Genomic DNA, 17,026 nt, shown 5'->3' with positions numbered 1-17,026 from the left:
TATTTTATTAGGTAAGATTATTTTTCAATTTTTGTCCATTTGAATGAAAAATCTGGACCAAATGTATGAATGTAACGATCCTTGACATATGGTTGCGTTAATCTAGATATACCACGTTGGTAAAGAGGAACAATCGCTGCATCTTCTTCTAATAAGATTCTTTCAGCTTCTTGTAAGGCTTCAAAACGCTCTACTGGTTTTTGCGCTAACGTAGTATTAGCTTCTTCAATTAGTTTGTCATACTCTGAGTTAGAATATGCCATAAAGTTATGTCCACCATCAGTTACCCATAAATCAGAGAATGTCATAGGGTCTTTGTAGTCAGGTCCCCATCCAGCAACTTGAATTTGATAATCCATTTCCTTGTCACGCTCAATACGTACACTGAATGGTACTGGAGCTAAGTCAATTGTTAATCCTTCAAGTACTGTCTCTAATTGATTTTTTAAATACGCATCAGATTTCTTAGATGTTTCAGTGTCTCCACCTAATATTTCCAACGTAACTTCTTCCATACCTAATTCGTCTAACCCTTTTTCCCAATACTCTTTCGCTTTATCCACATCATATCCTAAGAAATCACCGTTCGCTTCTCTAAAGTCTGCTCCAGTGTCAGGGTTTGAAACAAAGTTTTTAGGAACAGCGAAGTATGCTGGAATTGAACCGTTTTTCAAGATACCGTCTGTTAAGCCTTGTTTATCAATCGCATAGTTAAGAGCCATACGGATATTTTTATTTGCAAGGATTTCATTTTCTTGATTTAATTTCAACCAGAAAATAACTGGTTCACCATATTGCATTAAATCTTCATGGTCTGTGTATTTATCAACAAAATCAGATGATAAAGCAATTGTATCAACTTCGCCTGTCTCATAAAGATTAACAGATGTACTTGGCTCTTTTACTACTTTTACAGTAACTTTTTCAAGAGATACTGCATCTTTATCCCAGTAAGTATCGCTCTTCTCCATGTTCCATGAAGTAGCTGTTGTTCCATCCCAATCTGTAAGAACAAATGGTCCATTGTAGACAAGGTTATCACTAGTTTTTGCATAGTCATCACCTTGTTCTTCAACATATGATTTATTTTGAGGTAAGAACGTTGCGAACGTCATTAAAGATTCAAAGTAAGGAAGTGGTTTCACTAATTGAATTTCTAATGTTTTTTCATCTAATGCTTTAATTCCTAATTCACTTGGATCTTTTTCATCAGCCGCAATTTCTGTTGCGTTAAGAATTTTACCACCCATCATATAAGGGCCATATTCAGATCCAGTTTTAGGATTTACAGCACGTTGCCAAGCATAAACGAAGTCTTCTGCAACTACAGGATCTCCATTTGACCATTCAGCATCTCTTAACTTAATCGTATAAGTTTTACCGTCTTCACTTATTTCCGGTTCACCTTCAGCCAAACCTTCAACAACTTCATCATTTTCACCTAAACGGTATAAACCTTCAAACACTTGGTTCATGACGTTAAATGATACTGCATCTGTTCCCATAACGGTATCCATCGTTGGGATTTCAGCACTTTCTAATGTATTTAATACTTGCTCTACACTTTCAGTAGTATCTTTTTCTTCATCTTTATCACCTTCTGCATTATCAGATCCACCGCTACAAGCAGTTAGAACTAAGCTCAGTACTAATGATAAAATTAAAAATACTGAAAATTTGTTTTTTAACATAAACTTTACCTCCTGAAAATTGATTTGTAATCTAAATGTAATTATATATTAAAAATGAATCTTGTACATACTAAATTTACAGAAAAATTTAAAAAACTCTTATGCGATGCTTTTCAATGAGAAAAAAATAGGTATAAAGACCTATATAAAAATAACTGAAAAATATAAATTATTGGTGTTTATTCGCCAAAAATTATAAATATACTCTGCAATAATTGAAAGAAACTCGCTTTACGGATATACTATTTTTGAATTGATAATTCATATAAGGATAGGTGAACCAATGCTCTTAAGAAAGACAATGTATATATATACTATCTCTTTATTTCTTTCTCTAATGATCAGTTTTTCAATTGAAAGAACAAATATGTTGCTCCACTTCATCAATAGTACCTTTTATTTAGCGAGTGGCCTTATTATCGTCTCTTCATTTTTGTTTACGACAAAAAAAGGGTTCTTTGACGCCATTACGATCAGCTTTCGCAAAGTTCTTCCCACTATTAGTAATAGATGGGACAGAGATGATTTAGAAGAAATGAGCATTCCTTCTGAACTAGTATCATTTAATATTTCCGCCATCTTTACTGCGGGAATGGCTCTATTAGCAACAATGCTTCTATCCTTACTTTTCTTTTATTATTGATGTGTTGTATAATATTTATTCAACATAATTGAATGAGTTAAATCTTTTAAATCGATGAGAAAGAGTAGTACATATTGCCAGCATTTAAGAGAGCTTGTGGTTGGTGTAAACAAGTATGAAGCAATGTGGAATGGACTTTCGAGTTTTTTTCTGAAATTGACAGAACCATCATTGGATGTCGAGTAGTAGGGAAAGACGTTTGTCAGGCGTTAACGACTAAGTGGAAAGCAATAACTTGCTTTCAATAAGGGTGGTACCACGGTCCATTCGTCCCTTTTTATCGGGGATGAGTGGACCTTTTTATATTTCATTTAAGGAGTTGTTACAATGGAAACCATATTTTCAGGCATACAGCCTACTGGAAATGTCACACTAGGAAATTATATTGGAGCAATGAAACAATTTGTACCATTACAAAACGATTACGAATGTTACTTTTGTATCGTAGATCAGCATGCCATTACGGTTTATCAAGACCGACTCGAACTTAGAAAAAACATTAAAAGTTTAGCAGCGCTTTATTTATCAGTTGGTCTCGATCCAGAAAAAGCAACTATTTTTGTTCAATCGGAAGTTCCAGCACATGCTCAAGCAGCATGGATGATGCAATGTATTGCCTATATTGGAGAATTGGAAAGAATGACACAATTTAAAGACAAATCAAAAGGGAAAGAAGCTGTATCAGCTGGGTTATTAACATACCCTCCATTAATGGCAGCCGATATTCTTTTATATAAAACGAATTTAGTACCTGTTGGCGAAGACCAAAAACAACATATTGAACTTACAAGAAACTTAGCAGAAAGATTTAATAACAAATATAATGACATCTTTACCATTCCCGAACCGATGATTCCTAAAGTCGGTGCAAGAATTATGTCATTACAGGAACCAACGAAAAAAATGAGCAAGTCTGATCCTAATCAAAAATCATTTATTACATTGTTAGATTCAGAAAAACAAATTGAAAAGAAAATAAAAAGTGCAGTAACGGATTCAGAAGGAATCGTAAAGTTTGATGTAGAAAATAAGCCTGGCGTCTCGAACCTTTTAGCGATTTACTCTATATTAGAGAATGTTTCAATTACTTCCTTAGAAGAGAAGTATCAAGGAAAAGGATATGGGGAATTTAAAGGAGATTTAGCTGAGGTAGTTAAAAATGCACTTCTTCCTATTCAGGAACGCTACTATAACCTGATTGACTCTAAAGAACTCGATGATATTTTAGATCAAGGAGCCGATAAAGCAAATAAAGTTGCTATTAAAATGATAAAGAAGATGGAAAAAGCAATGGGACTTGGTAGAGTCAAAAAATAAACAATGGAAGAAGGGAGCGTTTAAAATACTGTACGCTCCCTTTTTTTTAATTCACTTTATATTCTTGTTCTAAGTCCCAAAGTTTTTCAAAGAAAGGTTGCCCTTTCACTAATCGTTCACAAAGGTGTAAATGCCTTTCTCCCCAACCATCAATGACTTCTTCATAAAGCATTTGAAAAGTTTGTTCGAATGATTTATTCCTTATATTCCTATACATACTTGGATCCCATTCTGTATACCAATATTGGATCTCAGCCGTATTTTTCGTTGATTGTAAATGATCTAAAGCCATGAATAAAAGTTGTTTTAGCTGCCTTTCTTTCCGGGTCAATCCTCTCATATGTTCGGGTGACAATGATAAGATGTGATGATATTTTTCACTATCTTCAACAGTCCAATCATATTGTTCTACTTGAGCGTCCTTTATCATTTCATACACTAATTGTTCTTGCCTAGGAATTAAACGGCTTTTTCTAATTGGAATTGCATATCCCATTGTATCAACAGCAATAATCCCCGTTCCATCTGTCACAATGAAACAATACTCAAGTTGAATTCGCTCATGATTCTTTCTTATATATGCTTTTTGATGAATTTCTTTAAGTAAGCCTGATGGTAATTCAGAAAGATTATTCTCAATATAATCATATAAGAGCTTATCCAGTTTTAGTAAAGGTACTTGATCAAGAAGCTCCACTCCGTCATCTTTTCTCCATTCATGGTAGTGACACACGTTGTAACCGTTTTCTTCACCCTCAAACCAATTAACCCAAACATCATGAAGAAATAACATCTCTACCCCTCATTTCAATCGAATTTGTGATTCAGTATGGGCAGAATTACTAACATTTATTCCAAAATCTCCACAATTGTCCTTTTTATATTCCTTATTCTTTAACGACTAAAAAATAACGGCCTTTTTATTTCTTTTCTTAAGATCCTCTTTATTTTTGAATCACGGCTTTCGGCTCTAAATCAAAACATTCCTCCGTCTTTTTTTCAGACTTTTTCATATAATCTTTCACGACCCTATACCCTACAGAATAACCAACCATTTTCGGATAAAAACCAGTTCCATATAAAAGCTGGTGGTACTTTCTGCTGTCTCTTGGAAGTTGATAATTTGGTAAAATAAGATTTCCCCACCATTTTAATGCTATTTTTTCCGGTACTTCCTCCGCCCAACTTGCTGTATATCCTTCTCCTAAGCGTTCTCTCACTGCATTTTCAGCTAAACCTTCCATTATAATAGTGTCCAATAAATTATAATCTTCCTCATTCTTTGTGTAATGTTGCAAACGAACAACATGATGATACTCATGTGTTAAAATAGCCTGTATATCTTCATCAGAAGCTGATGAAGTTAAGAAAAGAAAAAGTTTGTCACAAAAAGCTAGTCCAGATCGACCATTAAATTCCTTTTGTATACGGTTGCTCGTAGGGTCAACTGGTAATATAAAAATTGGCACATCCTTCCCTTGCCACTCTTCTCTTAATTGCTCGTATGATTCTGCAACTCTTTTCCAAATATTTTTTTCGATCATGGCTTCCATAATGGTTTTGGATATCGTTCCTTTATAAAGTCCATGCTGAATTAATAAATCTCGTATAAACCGAGCATTTGTTTTTTCTTGAAAATACCTCTTTAAACGCTCACTTATATATAAGTTTGATCGGTTAATCTCCAGCCATTCTTTTGTGTTTTTCACGCCCAATAAAATCCCCTCCACTACAACCCATTTTATGAATTCCGGAGGATTATGGTTCGTTTATGCAAGCATAAAAAAAGAACTATCCAAGACTTTCATGGATAGCTCTCTTAAATTGATGATTAGCTTTCATATTTTTTAAAGATGATCGACGCATTATGACCGCCAAAACCAAATGAATTACTTAAAATGGCTCTCACTTCCGCTCTTCTTGCCTTATTTGGAACATAATCTAAATCACAATAGGGATCGGGCGTTTCATAGTTAATCGTTGGTGGTATCATTCCTTTTTCGATCGCTAAAATGGACAAGATTGCTTCCACTCCACCTGCAGCCCCTAGTAAATGACCCGTCATCGATTTTGTTGAACTTATGGCTAGCTTATATGCATGTTCTCCAAAAACTGTTTTAATGGCCATCGTTTCAAACTTGTCATTGTACTCTGTACTTGTTCCATGTGCATTAATATAGTCTATGTCATTAGGGCTTAATCCTGCATCCTTTAATGCAAGGTTCATAGCTCTTGCTCCTCCTTCACCATCTTGTGCTGGAGAAGTGATATGATAGGCATCCGCAGTAGCTCCATAACCACTAAGTTCCGCGTAAATATGTGCACCTCTTGCTAAAGCGTGGTCGAGCTCTTCAAGAACGAGAATCCCTGCCCCTTCACCCATGACAAACCCATCGCGGTTTAAATCAAATGGACGACTTGCTTTTGTTGGGTCTGTATTAAATGAGAGAGCTTTTACAGAACTAAACCCTGCTAGTGACATTTTTGTAAAAGGAGCTTCAGTTCCTCCTGCGATCATTACATCTGCATCCCCACGTTCAATGACCTTAGAAGCATCGCCAATGGAATTCGTTCCTGTTGCACAAGCCGTTACTGTACAAGAATTCATTCCCTTTGCACCTAGAAAGATTGATACTTGACCTGCAGCCATATCAGGAATCATCATCGGAATGAAGAACGGACTCACGCGCCTTGTCCCTTTCTCTTTAAACACATCATATTGTTTCTCGTACGTTTCCATTCCACCAATTCCTGAACCGATCCACACACCTACTCGCTCTGCGTTTTGGTCATTAATCGTTAAGCTCGCATCTTCCACAGCCATTTTTGCTGCCGCTAAAGCATATTGAGTGAAACGATCCATTTTCCGAGCATCTTTCTTTTCCATATAATTTTCCGGGTTAAATTCATTCATCTCAGCAGCTACTTTTGCTGGATAATCATCCTTATTTAAACGTGTAAGTTCACCTACACCTGATTTTCCTAATATCGCATTTTCCCACGTTTCGTTTGCACTTAACCCTATCGGTGTAACAGCTCCAAGTCCTGTAACTACCACTCTTTTTCTTGTCATTGTTTCATTTACACCTCACTATTTAATATCTATAAAAAAATAATTATACACAAGCTATTTTTTCAATCGATCTTGCTAAAGCAAAAAACTAGAAATCTAATTAAAACGCTTACCCATTTATTTGCCCCATTTCATGGCAATTGCTCCCCAAGTTAATCCTCCTCCAAAGCCTACCATTACTAAAACATCGTCAACTTGAATTTTACCTGATTTCACTTCTTCATATAAAGAGATTGGTATAGAAGCAGCTGATGTATTCCCATATTTATGAACGGTTTTCGACATTTTCTCTATCGGTAGCTCTAATCGTTGCCTTGAGGCTTCCATAATCCGTATATTGGCTTGATGGGGAATTAAAAAGTTCACATCTTCTTTCGTTAGTCCAGCCTTGTGTAACACGTTTAAGCTAGATTCCCCCATTTGTCTTACTGCAAATTTAAACACTTCACGACCATTCATAATAATTTTTTTTCGTTCATTTTCGTAAAGATGTGGTCCACCTGTACCATCTGAACCAAGTTCAAAGGAGAGGATTCCCCTTCCTTCTGAAACTTGACTTATTACGACAGCACCTGCTGCATCTCCAAATAAAACGGCTGTCGAACGTTCATTCCAATCAATTAACTTAGAGAGTTTTTCTACTCCTACTACTAAGATATGTTTATAAGTATTGGTCTCAATAAATTGTTTTGCTGTCACCATTCCATAAATAAAACCAGAGCAAGCTGCGCTTAAGTCCATTGCTGCTGCTTTTGTTGCCCCTAAACGTTCTTGAATCACACATGAAACAGAGGGAAACGATTGATCAGGAGTGACAGTTGCAACGAGAATTAAATCAATATCATCAGCTTGTAAATTGGCCGATTCAATCGCTTCTTTAGCCGCATAATAAGCCATATGTGAAGTATCAATTTCTTCAGATGCAATTCTTCTTTCTTCAATCCCTGTTCTTGTTTTAATCCATTCATCTGTGGTGTCCATTTTTTTCTCTAAATCAATATTTGTAATAACATTATCGGGTATATAACGGCCTAAACCAATAATCCCAGCATTCATTCATTATCACCCTTTATAATCAATTACTAGTACTTGATACTAATTTTAGCCTATTTCAAACATTTATTCAATAGAATGATTTTTTTAGTATAACCGCCTAAACCGATTACACAACGAATACATAAGCTATAAGAAAAGCGCACGCGCCCGTTTAGCATCGAAGGGGCAAAGGAACGTCATCTAAGTACAGTCACGTCCTGTGACTAACGTTGATGCTAGAACATCCTTTTCATCGCCATATGAGATAAAGGAAACACGAAAAGCCAGAAACTGAGGATCTACTAAGTTCAGCCACGTCCTGTGGCAACGTAGATCCACCTCCCTCCTGGAGGCGTCTCTGTTGACTTATCGTAGAGAGATGGAACATCATCTAAAGGCGCACACGTCCTGTGAGCAACGATGATGCTAGCACTTCCTGTGCGTCGAAAAACTTAAGAGTTGCTGGGCGCTGGAGCTAGACAACGATGTTTGCACCTTCTTATAAAGGACAAAGTTTATACATTCTTACCTTTTTAAAAAAAGGCGTACGCGTATGTCTAGCATCAAAAATTTTAAAAATGAAAATTAAAATAATACAGCTTAATCGTGCGTTAAAAAATAGACCCACCCACGAAATAGTTATATATACTATGAAGAAAGGAGCAAGAAAAATTTGAGTGAAGAATCGAAAGAGAAAAATGAAGAAGTAAAAGAAAATCAAGTCAATGAGGTAAATGAATTACCTAGTGAACAAGTAGTAAGTGACAACGATTCAAATTCACAAGAAACAGTTAAACCGACTAAAAGACCGGTCTTTGATGACATCATGTTTGGACGAAGAAAAAATGTACAAAAAGAGGAACCTTCTGCTAAAGAAGAAGAATCAATTGAAATGCAAATGATGGAACAAATCAATGATATCGTTCAGTCTCTCGAAGAATTAAAACCAATGTTAAAGGAATTTACTCCCATTGTTAATTATATAAAAAAAAGAATAAAACTTTAAAAAAACTGAGTAGGAGTCACCCTACTCAGCTTTCACTCTCTTTCACCATCAGCCTTACCTAGTTCATATGCTTCCGCCATGACCTTTGAAAAAATGCCGATTAATGGTTGAACCATATCCATGGTAATTTCTACATCGAACTTTTCTAACTGTTCTTTGGCTTCAGGAAAATGTTTCATTGCAATTTGCATAAATTCTAAGGACTTCGGATGTTGATCCATAAAAATCACTCCTTTTCATTAGGTAACTCACCTGATTCTTTATATCTTTTAATATCATTTTCTATTTTCTCAATAAAATCTTCATCAATCAAAGGACTAAACTCACCTAAATCAATGATTTCTTGTTCAAAACCAAAGGTTAAGTTACCACTTGTTAAATTTCCTTCTTGAAAACGTTTTGCTACAAGAACATACAGTTCATCTACATGCTGAACAGTACTAGTTAAAACTGTTTGTTCTCCCAAAACACTTTGATCCGTAATATAACCAATTGCATATTTCCCTTCCTCTTTTAACCTCTCAATTACAGGAACATTATAACCATCACCTGCAGGGTAAACAACATCTGCTTGTTTCTGAAGTAATGAGTCCAACCTATTTTGAGCAACCGGAACATTATCCCAATCATCTGTATACTCTATGTCTACCTTAACATTTGAATCTTGAAATAATGCCCCTTCTTTAAATCCAACCACCTCTTGTTGCCATTCTTTAGAAGCAATGACCCCAAGTTGCTTAGTTTCAGACATATAAGCAGCAATCATTCCAGCAAAAAAACCCATGCTATATGCTTCAAAATTTAAACTGGTTACATTTTCTCCTTGCGCATCTCCATTAAAAAACACAAAATGCATCGATGGGTATTGTTTGCTTAAAGAATTGAACGTATCTTCATATTGAACACCATGTCCAAAAACTAGATTAATGCCATCCTCATCAAATTCTTTCACCGCTTGCTTAATCGCACTCTCATTATTCATTTGATCTTTATAATCGACATCTACCCCTAGTTCTGACTGTATTTTTAACAAGCCCTTATAACCTTTTGTTCCCCAAACTTGATCATTTACAGTTTCATAAACAAGAAGACCGACCTTATTAAGGTTATTTGTTTGCATTTGCTCACATCCAAGAAGTGAAAAAAGAAGGAGTAAAATAAGGCTAATTCGAAGTTTCATGCTATCACACTCCTCATATAAAAACGACGACTACTTTAAGAAATAAAATATTATACCTGTATTCATTTTAGCTATAAATGAAATGATTGTGCAACATTTCTATTACTTTTTTAATAATTATTTAATCCAAATGTGATAATACTCACATTTCGCATCCTATCCAATTATTTAAGATTATTTTAAAGCTTGGTATAATGAGGTTTTATAAACATTGGTATTTCTCTGCATAGGTTACTCTAAAGAAAAAACCTAAAAAAGGAGCTGAAATTAGCGTAATACCATTTAACATTAAACCTCTAAAAAAGATAAAACCTTTTGGTATTAAGGTATTAAGAATTATATTTAAGATAATAGAGATGTGCGAAATGTAAAATAATAGTTTCTTTTATTAAAAATATCTACATGGACAAGCGCCTTTTGTAAGAAACTAAAAACTCTTTTTGGCGCTGAACTCCCTTTTCTATATTTATTAAGGTAGGTACAGAAATTACGACTGATTCATCTAATTCAATTGGTAAATAAATCACATGAGGGCTATTCAACAATTCAATAAACTGCTGTATTCTTTTTTCATTTTGAGAAGATAAGAAATAAGAAATGTTCTTTCCATCAATTGGAGGGTCTATTATTTTATTCAAAACTTCATCAATATATAATACATCTCTAATAATCTTTGTTCCTCTTGTACTAGATGAATTTTTTGTACTAATTATACATTCACTTATCCAATGATTTGGTGGTTGCCAAGGTCCAAATACGGTTGGAATGTGTAAAAACACATGGGAAATTGTCGTATACGATAACTGATCATCTAGCCATGTTTCGGCGTTTAATAATTGTTCCCCACGTCTAGTTGAAGGTTGAGGTTGGTTTTTCTCACCGAAGGATTGTTGCTTTTCCCCTATAATCTCGTATGTCGACAAGACCATAACTCTATTTGGATTATGTTCATATACATAATGCAACCACTTCGTAATCATTGACTTTGTATTAAACCATGATCCTTCGAACAAAAAATGGAGCATATAAATATCATCATATGAATCATTAAAAAGATCTAAGTCTTGTTCTTGTTTAACTGTAAAAAAGGAATTTCTGCCAATAAACAATAAAGCTTCATTATTCCACCCTCTCTCTAACATATGATCTTCTTTCAGAATGAGTCCATCTACTTGAACATCCTCTTCCAAAAGTTTATTTGCTAATTGTATCCCTATAAAATGTTCTACCCCTAAAATAAGTACCTTCTTCATCCGTTTTCCCCTCCTAAAAAAATACCTTAGTTTATATGTATGCTCAAGGTTGGATAAAAGAAAGAAAAGGAACAGTGAAAGACCAACATAGCCTCTTATAGTTCCTTTTCATTTTGTTGAAAATAACGAGAAACAGATTGGTGAATTCGAAAATAATCATCAGCTAAATGATACGTCATTTTAATAGGTGAACCGAGCTTCCTCCTCCATTCTTCATACTTTCTACTATGCTTATCATAAGGATATTGACTACCTGTCATTCTTTGCCAAATACGTACAGGTTTTGTAGATTGGTAATCTTCTATTTTTACAAAGGATTGTTTTTCAATTTCTTTCGGATCAAATTGATATGCTTTTGCTAGTTCTTCTCGAAGTCGTGAATAAAAGAACTTTGATTCTCTCTCCTCTTGAAGGTGAGCAACAAGGTTTATACAAGGATCGAGCAGACCTACTGACCGGATACAATCAGGAATTTCTTCCATCAATTGCAAAGCAACTAATGCGCCCATTCCTTCAGCAAATATGTGAAATTTCCGGTTTAAAATTTCTTTTTTACGAACATGTGAATACAACTGTTTAGTTAACTTTATTGCTTTAGGACTACCCCAATGACTCCCATATAAATTTGAATTTATTAAGGTATATCCCTCATTTCTCAATATATCAAGTAAGTGTCTACGTCCATAATGTTGTATCCAAAAACTTGTTCCATTCTCTACATATTGATTTTGATCACCAAAAATTAATATCCCAAACCCTCTGGGCTTTATAGGTAAATGGATCACGTTCCATTGATTTTCCATCTGAAAAAATCTCTCTGTAATCTCCGCCACAAGTCCACCACCTTTCATGTGAAGATACATTCCCTCCATTTTGCCTAGCTCCATATAGGGTATGAAAAAGATATTAAATGGTATGAGGTATTCGCCTATTTTTAAAAATTAGTAAAAGTGGTTGTTCAAAAAGTCCACATAAACTTGTTTTATTCTTTAATGTATGTGTGATAATATAGAATGAGAATTGTCAAAATAATGAGGTGATGAATGTGCGTTTTATCGTGAGTTTCTTTTGGTCCTTTTTACTATTCAATATGGGAGCATATATCGTATCATCGATGAACGGTGTAGCTTATCATTTTAGTACTGCTTCTATTATTGCAATAGTTGCTACCGTGCTAATTTTTATTATTGGTGAGGTTTTACCAATGGATACAGAATCTAAATCAGCATAAATTGTTTTTTAAACTACATATTGAGTCTTTTTAACAACCCTGCTTCTTTAAAGAAGCAGGGTTGTTGTGTTTAAATTTTACTATTAAGGTTTTCTTTGGTACGTCCAGTAACGATCGTCATTTGACGTTTCAGGAAAATGCTCTCCTGTCTGTAATTTTAATTTTTTAGGGTTTTTTACCATTGAGCCTGTTTCTCCAATTTCTACATACGTACCGTTATTTGGAACCTTTTGACCAGGCTTAAATTGTCTTTGTTGCCCCATTATTAAGTCCTCCTTCAAAGTTAGTAAGCAATCCGTTTTTATTGTTCCCCCACCTTCATCTTCGTATGAACATTTACTCTTTTATGAGTCTTTATTTTAAATTTCCTCTTTACCTAGACCCATTATTATTGTTAAATGAAAAGATAGGAAAAGAAAAGCAGAAGCGCACGTTTAAAGATAAATAGTACTTTTAAATTTTCAAAACTAAACGTATCTATATCAACGTTAAAAATAGATATTCATTTTAGAGAGGGGATTCATTTCTTGGAGAATTTTTTAGAGATCATAAAATATATATTATTAGGCTTGTTTCAAGGATTTACGGAGCCTATTCCGGTATCATCAAGCGGTCATTTAGTCATTGTTCAACATTTATTTGACCTAAACATAGAGGGGTTTACATTTGAATTATTAGTCAATGCAGGCTCATTAATAGCCGTATTAATCATTTATCGTCAAGATTTAACTCGTTTAACTGTCAATGGATTGAGCTATATAACTACGAGAGAAGAACAATCTAAGAGTGATTTTTTATTTATCGTCTATTTAATACTAGCTACCATTCCAGCAGGATTAGTAGGTGTCCTATTTGATGATCAAATTGAAGCAATCTTTAAAGAAAATATTTATACTATTGCTATCACATTAATTATTACTGGATTTGCTTTATTCTTAATTCGTAATTTGAAAGGAAAGAAATTAGACAAGGATCTATCTTTTAAAGATGCCATCATTGTAGGGTGTGCTCAAGCAGTTGCTCTTATACCAGGAATCAGCCGTTCAGGAGCAACTATTGTTGCCTCCATGGCCTTAGGAATGAAGAGGGAGACAGCCTTTCGATTTTCATTTCTACTATTTATCCCTGTTAGTGTAGGGGGAATGATGTTAGGATTATCAGACTTAATAAACGACCCTTATTTAAGTGAAAAGTGGATTCCTTATTTCTTAGCATTTTTATCATCTATTTTTGCATCTTATTATTCTCTTCGTTGGTTTATGGGAATTATGGAGAGAGGAAATTTAAAATATTTCTCTTACTATTGCTGGTTTGTTGGAGTGCTCATTCTCCTATTTTTGTAAGATAAGGACTATTACTTAATCTTGTCCTATAGAAATATTTTTTAATAAAGGGAGAGGCTACTTTTAGTCTCCCCCTTTATTTTTTCGATTATTATACTGATTGAATTGTTTCCTTTTCTTCTAACGTCTTTGTTATTAGAGATAAACCTTCTTCTATCTCACTTTCTTTTATAGTTAGCGGTGGAAGCAACCTGATGACTTTTGGCCCTGCCGGTAGAACGAGAAGACCTTTTTTACGCAAGTCAGCAAGAACTTCCTTTGCTTCTAGCTTTAATTCGATTCCAATCATCAAACCTTTTCCTCTTACTGATTTCACTAAAGAAAGTTTGTTTAGTTGATCTAATTTATTCATAATCAATTCACTTTTACGATTAACTTCTATAAGAAAGGACGGGGTGAAAACAACATTTAACGTCGCTCTCGCTGCCGACATACACACGGGATTTCCTCCAAAAGTTGAGCCGTGGGTACCTGCTGAAAAACAACCGATTAACTTCTCAGATCCAATCATTGCACCAACTGGAAAGCCACTCCCTAAACCTTTGGCTACTGTTATAATATCTGGCTTTATATCATAATGCATAAAGGCAAACGGTACACCCGTTCGTCCAATTCCAGTCTGAACTTCATCCACTATTAATAGCGCATCTAGCTCTTTACACTTCTTTTCAACTGCCTTTAAAAAAGCTTGATTAGCTGGAATCACTCCGCCTTCTCCTTGAATAACTTCAATGATGATTGCTCCTATATCATCACCTGTTAATTGAGTAATAGCATCTATATCATTGAAGGGGAAATATTCGAAATTCTCCACTAAAGGTTCAAATCCATCGCGAACTTTCTTTTGGCCTGTCGCACTTAAAGTAGCCATTGTTCGTCCATGGAATGATTGTTGAAAAGAGATCATCCGATGTTTTTTTTTAAATTTTCTAGCTAATTTAATAGCTGCTTCATTTGCTTCAGCTCCACTATTACAGAAAAAAACCGCATCTCCACCACTGTTTTGACAAAGTAATTGAGCTACATCTTCCTGTATAGAGCTTTCAAAAAGGTTTGAAGTATGCCAAACTTTCTCTAATTGGTGATCAACGGCTGACTTTACTTGAACTGGTCGATGACCTAGATTACATACCCCAATTCCTGATGTGAAATCAAGGTAACGATTACCTCGATCATCGAAAACGTTTGTCCCTTCTCCAGAAACAATTTCCAGCGGGATTCGCCCATAATTAGGAAATAAATAACTCAATTTATTATTGCTCCCTTCTCTTTGACTAGAGTTGTACCATCAAATTGATCACTTTGTAATAACGGCTGTCTTCCACTTGAAATAATCACTTCCTTGACTTTTTGAAGGCTTGATAAGGCAGACTGAACTTTAGGAATCATACCACCTGTAATTTCCCCTTTTGCAATCATTTCCTTCGCCTCTTCTTTCGTCACAACCGGTAGCTTCTTTCCTTCTCGTAAAATACCTTCCACATCTGTAATGTAAATGAGTTTTTCAGCATGTAATGCCGAGGCGATAGCTGCAGCCGCTATATCTGCATTAATATTTAACTTGACCCCTTGCTTCGTTCTTGCAACTGGGGATACAACTGGTAAATAACCCATTTTCATAATCTTATACAAAAGATCCGTGTTCACCTCTGTTATTTCCCCAACAAATCCTAGTGTTTGTTCATCAATCGGTTCTCCTGTCAATAAAGCCCCACCAGCTCCAGAGAGACCTAAGGCTTTAATTTGATGGTCATTAAGTAATGCGGTTAATGTAGGATTGACTTCCCCACATAGAGATAATTGGACAGCTTCCATCACTTGAGCAGTCGTCTGTCTTTGACCTTTATGAAAACTACTTGTCACATTCAATTTATTCAACATTGCGTTGATGTGAGGTCCACCACCATGTACAATTAAACAATCATAATATTTTTGAACATGATCAATACTTTTAATAAACGATTCAGAGATTTCATCAATCATACTCCCACCCAGTTTTATGACTGCTGTTTGTTTACGTTCGGTAAGAGGCATTGATTTTGACATAGTCATAAGTTAAATCACACCCCCAAGCTTGAGCATAGCCATTTCCTAACCCTAATTGAACTTTAATCAAAACTTCTTTGTTTTTTAAATAATCAGTAAGTTCTTGCTCAAAATCATTTTGACCGACACCATCTTTAAATACTAACGTATCTCCGATATAAACCTTACATTTACTCGGTTCGACTTGAATATCACTATAACCAATAGTGGAAACAATTCTTCCCCAGTTAGCATCTTCTCCGAAAATGGCTGTTTTCACTAGGTTAGATCCTATTATTTTTTTTGAAAGAATTCTAGCTTCTTCATGATTAAATGCCTCTTCCACTATTACTTCAACCAATTTTGTCGCCCCTTCACCATCTTTAGCAATTTGTTTAGCTAAATCTTGGCAAACAAGCTTCATGGTCTCTTTAAAATGGGTCCATTGTGAATGGGATGGCGATAGTCTTTCATTTTTGGCTTGACCATTTGCCATTACTAATACCATATCATTCGTCGATGTTTCTCCATCTACCGTTATTTGGTTAAAAGATTGATCGACTACTTCTTTAAGTACCGATTGAAGATCATTGGACTCAATATTTGCATCCGTTGAAATAAAACTAAGCATCGTTGCCATGTTCGGATGAATCATACCAGAACCCTTTGCTGTACCAGCTAAGGTCACCTTTTCACCATCAATTTCTACTTCATAGCAAGAGGTTTTTGTGACTAAATCTGTTGTTAAAATCGCTTCTTGAAAGTCTTCTCCTGCTTGGTCTTGATTCGATAACTTTATAGACTTACAACCATTTCTTATTTTTTCCATATCAAGTTGTTGACCAATGACTCCTGTTGAAGCTACAGCAACTTGCTCACTTTTTATAGACAGTGCCTCCGCCGTTAAGTCCCTCATTTCCAATGCGTTTTCCATTCCTTCTTCCCCTGTACAAGCATTTGCAATGGCACTGTTGACAACAACGGCTTGAATTTTTTTTGCTTGTTCAATGCTTTTCTTTGTGACATGGATTGGGGCAGCTTGAAAATGACTCTGCGTGTAAACAGCCGCACAGCTAGCCGGAGTATCGCTATAAAGAATGCCAAAATCTTTTTTAGATTCATATAAACCGATATGTAGTCCACAAGCAAAAAAACCTTTCGGACTTATTGGTGAACCAGACTTCTTTTTGATGTTCACTTCTGTTAAGTTAATCACTTTCTTCTTTCAT

18 protein-coding genes and 1 other annotated feature are annotated in these 17,026 nt (G+C 35.1%); of the genes, 5 read left to right on the top strand and 13 right to left on the bottom strand.

The window, feature by feature from the left end:
- Positions 1-17: 17 nt before the first annotated feature.
- Positions 18-1,691 carry a peptide ABC transporter substrate-binding protein gene (locus LC087_RS01570; protein WP_226538754.1) on the bottom strand — a complete coding sequence of 558 codons (1,674 nt, stop codon included), beginning with the start codon at positions 1,689-1,691 and terminating at the stop codon, positions 18-20.
- A 283-nt stretch (positions 1,692-1,974) separates the two neighbouring features.
- Between LC087_RS01570 and LC087_RS01565 the strand changes: the two genes are divergently transcribed.
- Entirely contained in the window at positions 1,975-2,334 is a 360-nt protein-coding gene (locus tag LC087_RS01565) for a DUF3899 domain-containing protein (RefSeq protein ID WP_226538753.1), read from the top strand.
- Between the two features lie 45 nt (positions 2,335-2,379).
- Positions 2,380-2,612: a binding site (T-box leader), on the top strand.
- A 49-nt stretch (positions 2,613-2,661) separates the two neighbouring features.
- Positions 2,662-3,651, top strand: a complete 990-nt coding sequence (gene trpS / locus LC087_RS01560; protein ID WP_226538752.1) for a tryptophan--tRNA ligase — start codon at positions 2,662-2,664, stop codon at positions 3,649-3,651.
- A 46-nt stretch (positions 3,652-3,697) separates the two neighbouring features.
- Here the strand turns inward: trpS and LC087_RS01555 are convergent, their stop codons facing one another.
- From LC087_RS01555 to LC087_RS01540, 4 genes are all read right to left on the bottom strand, one after another.
- Positions 3,698-4,444, bottom strand: a complete 747-nt coding sequence (locus tag LC087_RS01555; protein WP_226538751.1) for a YjbA family protein — start codon at positions 4,442-4,444, stop codon at positions 3,698-3,700.
- A gap of 151 nt (positions 4,445-4,595) precedes the next feature.
- Positions 4,596-5,360: a DUF2268 domain-containing putative Zn-dependent protease gene (locus LC087_RS01550; protein ID WP_226539052.1), complete on the bottom strand. Its 765-nt coding sequence runs from the start codon at positions 5,358-5,360 to the stop codon at positions 4,596-4,598.
- 122 nt (positions 5,361-5,482) lie between these two features.
- Positions 5,483-6,724, bottom strand: coding sequence for a beta-ketoacyl-ACP synthase II (gene fabF, locus LC087_RS01545; RefSeq protein WP_226538750.1), 1,242 nt, complete (start codon positions 6,722-6,724; stop codon positions 5,483-5,485).
- Positions 6,725-6,841: 117 nt separating this feature from the next.
- Positions 6,842-7,780: a beta-ketoacyl-ACP synthase III gene (locus tag LC087_RS01540; protein ID WP_226538749.1), complete on the bottom strand. Its 939-nt coding sequence runs from the start codon at positions 7,778-7,780 to the stop codon at positions 6,842-6,844.
- A 652-nt stretch (positions 7,781-8,432) separates the two neighbouring features.
- Between LC087_RS01540 and LC087_RS01535 the strand changes: the two genes are divergently transcribed.
- On the top strand, positions 8,433-8,765 hold the full coding sequence (locus LC087_RS01535; RefSeq protein ID WP_226538748.1) for a hypothetical protein: 333 nt from the start codon (positions 8,433-8,435) through the stop codon (positions 8,763-8,765).
- Positions 8,766-8,797: 32 nt separating this feature from the next.
- Here the strand turns inward: LC087_RS01535 and LC087_RS01530 are convergent, their stop codons facing one another.
- The 4 genes from LC087_RS01530 to LC087_RS01515 all read right to left on the bottom strand — a co-directional run bounded on the left by LC087_RS01530 (position 8,798) and on the right by LC087_RS01515 (position 12,070).
- The gene (locus tag LC087_RS01530; protein ID WP_226538747.1) at positions 8,798-8,986 is read right to left on the bottom strand and encodes a ComZ family protein; all 189 of its coding nucleotides are present in this window, start codon (positions 8,984-8,986) and stop codon (positions 8,798-8,800) included.
- Positions 8,987-8,991: 5 nt separating this feature from the next.
- Positions 8,992-9,945 carry a BMP family ABC transporter substrate-binding protein gene (locus LC087_RS01525; protein ID WP_226538746.1) on the bottom strand — a complete coding sequence of 318 codons (954 nt, stop codon included), beginning with the start codon at positions 9,943-9,945 and terminating at the stop codon, positions 8,992-8,994.
- A gap of 398 nt (positions 9,946-10,343) precedes the next feature.
- Complete coding sequence (locus LC087_RS01520; protein ID WP_226538745.1) at positions 10,344-11,198, bottom strand: NAD-dependent epimerase/dehydratase family protein; 855 nt, start codon at positions 11,196-11,198, stop codon at positions 10,344-10,346.
- Positions 11,199-11,293: 95 nt separating this feature from the next.
- Complete coding sequence (locus tag LC087_RS01515) at positions 11,294-12,070, bottom strand: hypothetical protein (protein WP_226538744.1); 777 nt, start codon at positions 12,068-12,070, stop codon at positions 11,294-11,296.
- Between the two features lie 173 nt (positions 12,071-12,243).
- On the opposite strand from LC087_RS01515, the gene LC087_RS01510 reads away from it, so the two are divergent.
- Entirely contained in the window at positions 12,244-12,429 is a 186-nt protein-coding gene (locus LC087_RS01510; protein ID WP_226538743.1) for a YjzD family protein, read from the top strand.
- Between the two features lie 83 nt (positions 12,430-12,512).
- Here LC087_RS01510 and LC087_RS01505 read toward each other — a convergent pair whose 3' ends face one another.
- Positions 12,513-12,692, bottom strand: coding sequence for a YjzC family protein (locus LC087_RS01505; protein WP_226538742.1), 180 nt, complete (start codon positions 12,690-12,692; stop codon positions 12,513-12,515).
- A gap of 264 nt (positions 12,693-12,956) precedes the next feature.
- Between LC087_RS01505 and LC087_RS01500 the strand changes: the two genes are divergently transcribed.
- Positions 12,957-13,772, top strand: coding sequence for an undecaprenyl-diphosphate phosphatase (locus LC087_RS01500; protein ID WP_226538741.1), 816 nt, complete (start codon positions 12,957-12,959; stop codon positions 13,770-13,772).
- 91 nt (positions 13,773-13,863) lie between these two features.
- Here LC087_RS01500 and LC087_RS01495 read toward each other — a convergent pair whose 3' ends face one another.
- The 3 genes from LC087_RS01495 to argJ are packed head-to-tail and all read right to left on the bottom strand — an operon-like array spanning position 13,864 to position 17,013.
- Positions 13,864-15,021, bottom strand: a complete 1,158-nt coding sequence (locus LC087_RS01495; RefSeq protein WP_226538740.1) for an acetylornithine transaminase — start codon at positions 15,019-15,021, stop codon at positions 13,864-13,866.
- A complete protein-coding gene (gene argB / locus LC087_RS01490; RefSeq protein ID WP_226538739.1) occupies positions 15,018-15,824 on the bottom strand; it encodes an acetylglutamate kinase in 807 nt (268 codons plus the stop codon). The genes LC087_RS01495 and argB overlap by 4 nt, the downstream gene beginning before the upstream one ends.
- Positions 15,787-17,013, bottom strand: coding sequence for a bifunctional glutamate N-acetyltransferase/amino-acid acetyltransferase ArgJ (gene argJ / locus LC087_RS01485; RefSeq protein ID WP_226538738.1), 1,227 nt, complete (start codon positions 17,011-17,013; stop codon positions 15,787-15,789). Before argJ ends, argB begins: the two co-directional genes overlap by 38 nt.
- Positions 17,014-17,026: the final 13 nt, after the last annotated feature.

This window comes from Bacillus carboniphilus (assembly GCF_020524035.2).
Classification (GTDB): domain Bacteria; phylum Bacillota; class Bacilli; order Bacillales; family JAIVKR01; genus Bacillus_CC.
This window is presented reverse-complemented; position numbering and strand designations above follow the sequence as displayed.

Excerpts from the sequence above, each read along its gene's own strand:
- LC087_RS01530 (WP_226538747.1), bottom strand. The coding sequence starts at position 8,986 with ATGGATCAACATCCGAAGTCCTTAGAATTTATGCAAATTGCAATGAAA.
- LC087_RS01540 (WP_226538749.1), bottom strand. The coding sequence starts at position 7,780 with ATGAATGCTGGGATTATTGGTTTAGGCCGTTATATACCCGATAATGTT.
- argB (WP_226538739.1), bottom strand. The coding sequence starts at position 15,824 with ATGACTATGTCAAAATCAATGCCTCTTACCGAACGTAAACAAACAGCA.
- LC087_RS01505 (WP_226538742.1), bottom strand. The coding sequence starts at position 12,692 with ATGGGGCAACAAAGACAATTTAAGCCTGGTCAAAAGGTTCCAAATAAC.
- trpS (WP_226538752.1), top strand. The coding sequence starts at position 2,662 with ATGGAAACCATATTTTCAGGCATACAGCCTACTGGAAATGTCACACTA.
- LC087_RS01555 (WP_226538751.1), bottom strand. The coding sequence starts at position 4,444 with ATGTTATTTCTTCATGATGTTTGGGTTAATTGGTTTGAGGGTGAAGAA.
- LC087_RS01570 (WP_226538754.1), bottom strand. The coding sequence starts at position 1,691 with ATGTTAAAAAACAAATTTTCAGTATTTTTAATTTTATCATTAGTACTG.
- LC087_RS01565 (WP_226538753.1), top strand. The coding sequence starts at position 1,975 with ATGCTCTTAAGAAAGACAATGTATATATATACTATCTCTTTATTTCTT.
- LC087_RS01515 (WP_226538744.1), bottom strand. The coding sequence starts at position 12,070 with ATGGAGGGAATGTATCTTCACATGAAAGGTGGTGGACTTGTGGCGGAG.
- LC087_RS01525 (WP_226538746.1), bottom strand. The coding sequence starts at position 9,945 with ATGAAACTTCGAATTAGCCTTATTTTACTCCTTCTTTTTTCACTTCTT.
- fabF (WP_226538750.1), bottom strand. The coding sequence starts at position 6,724 with ATGACAAGAAAAAGAGTGGTAGTTACAGGACTTGGAGCTGTTACACCG.
- LC087_RS01520 (WP_226538745.1), bottom strand. The coding sequence starts at position 11,198 with ATGAAGAAGGTACTTATTTTAGGGGTAGAACATTTTATAGGGATACAA.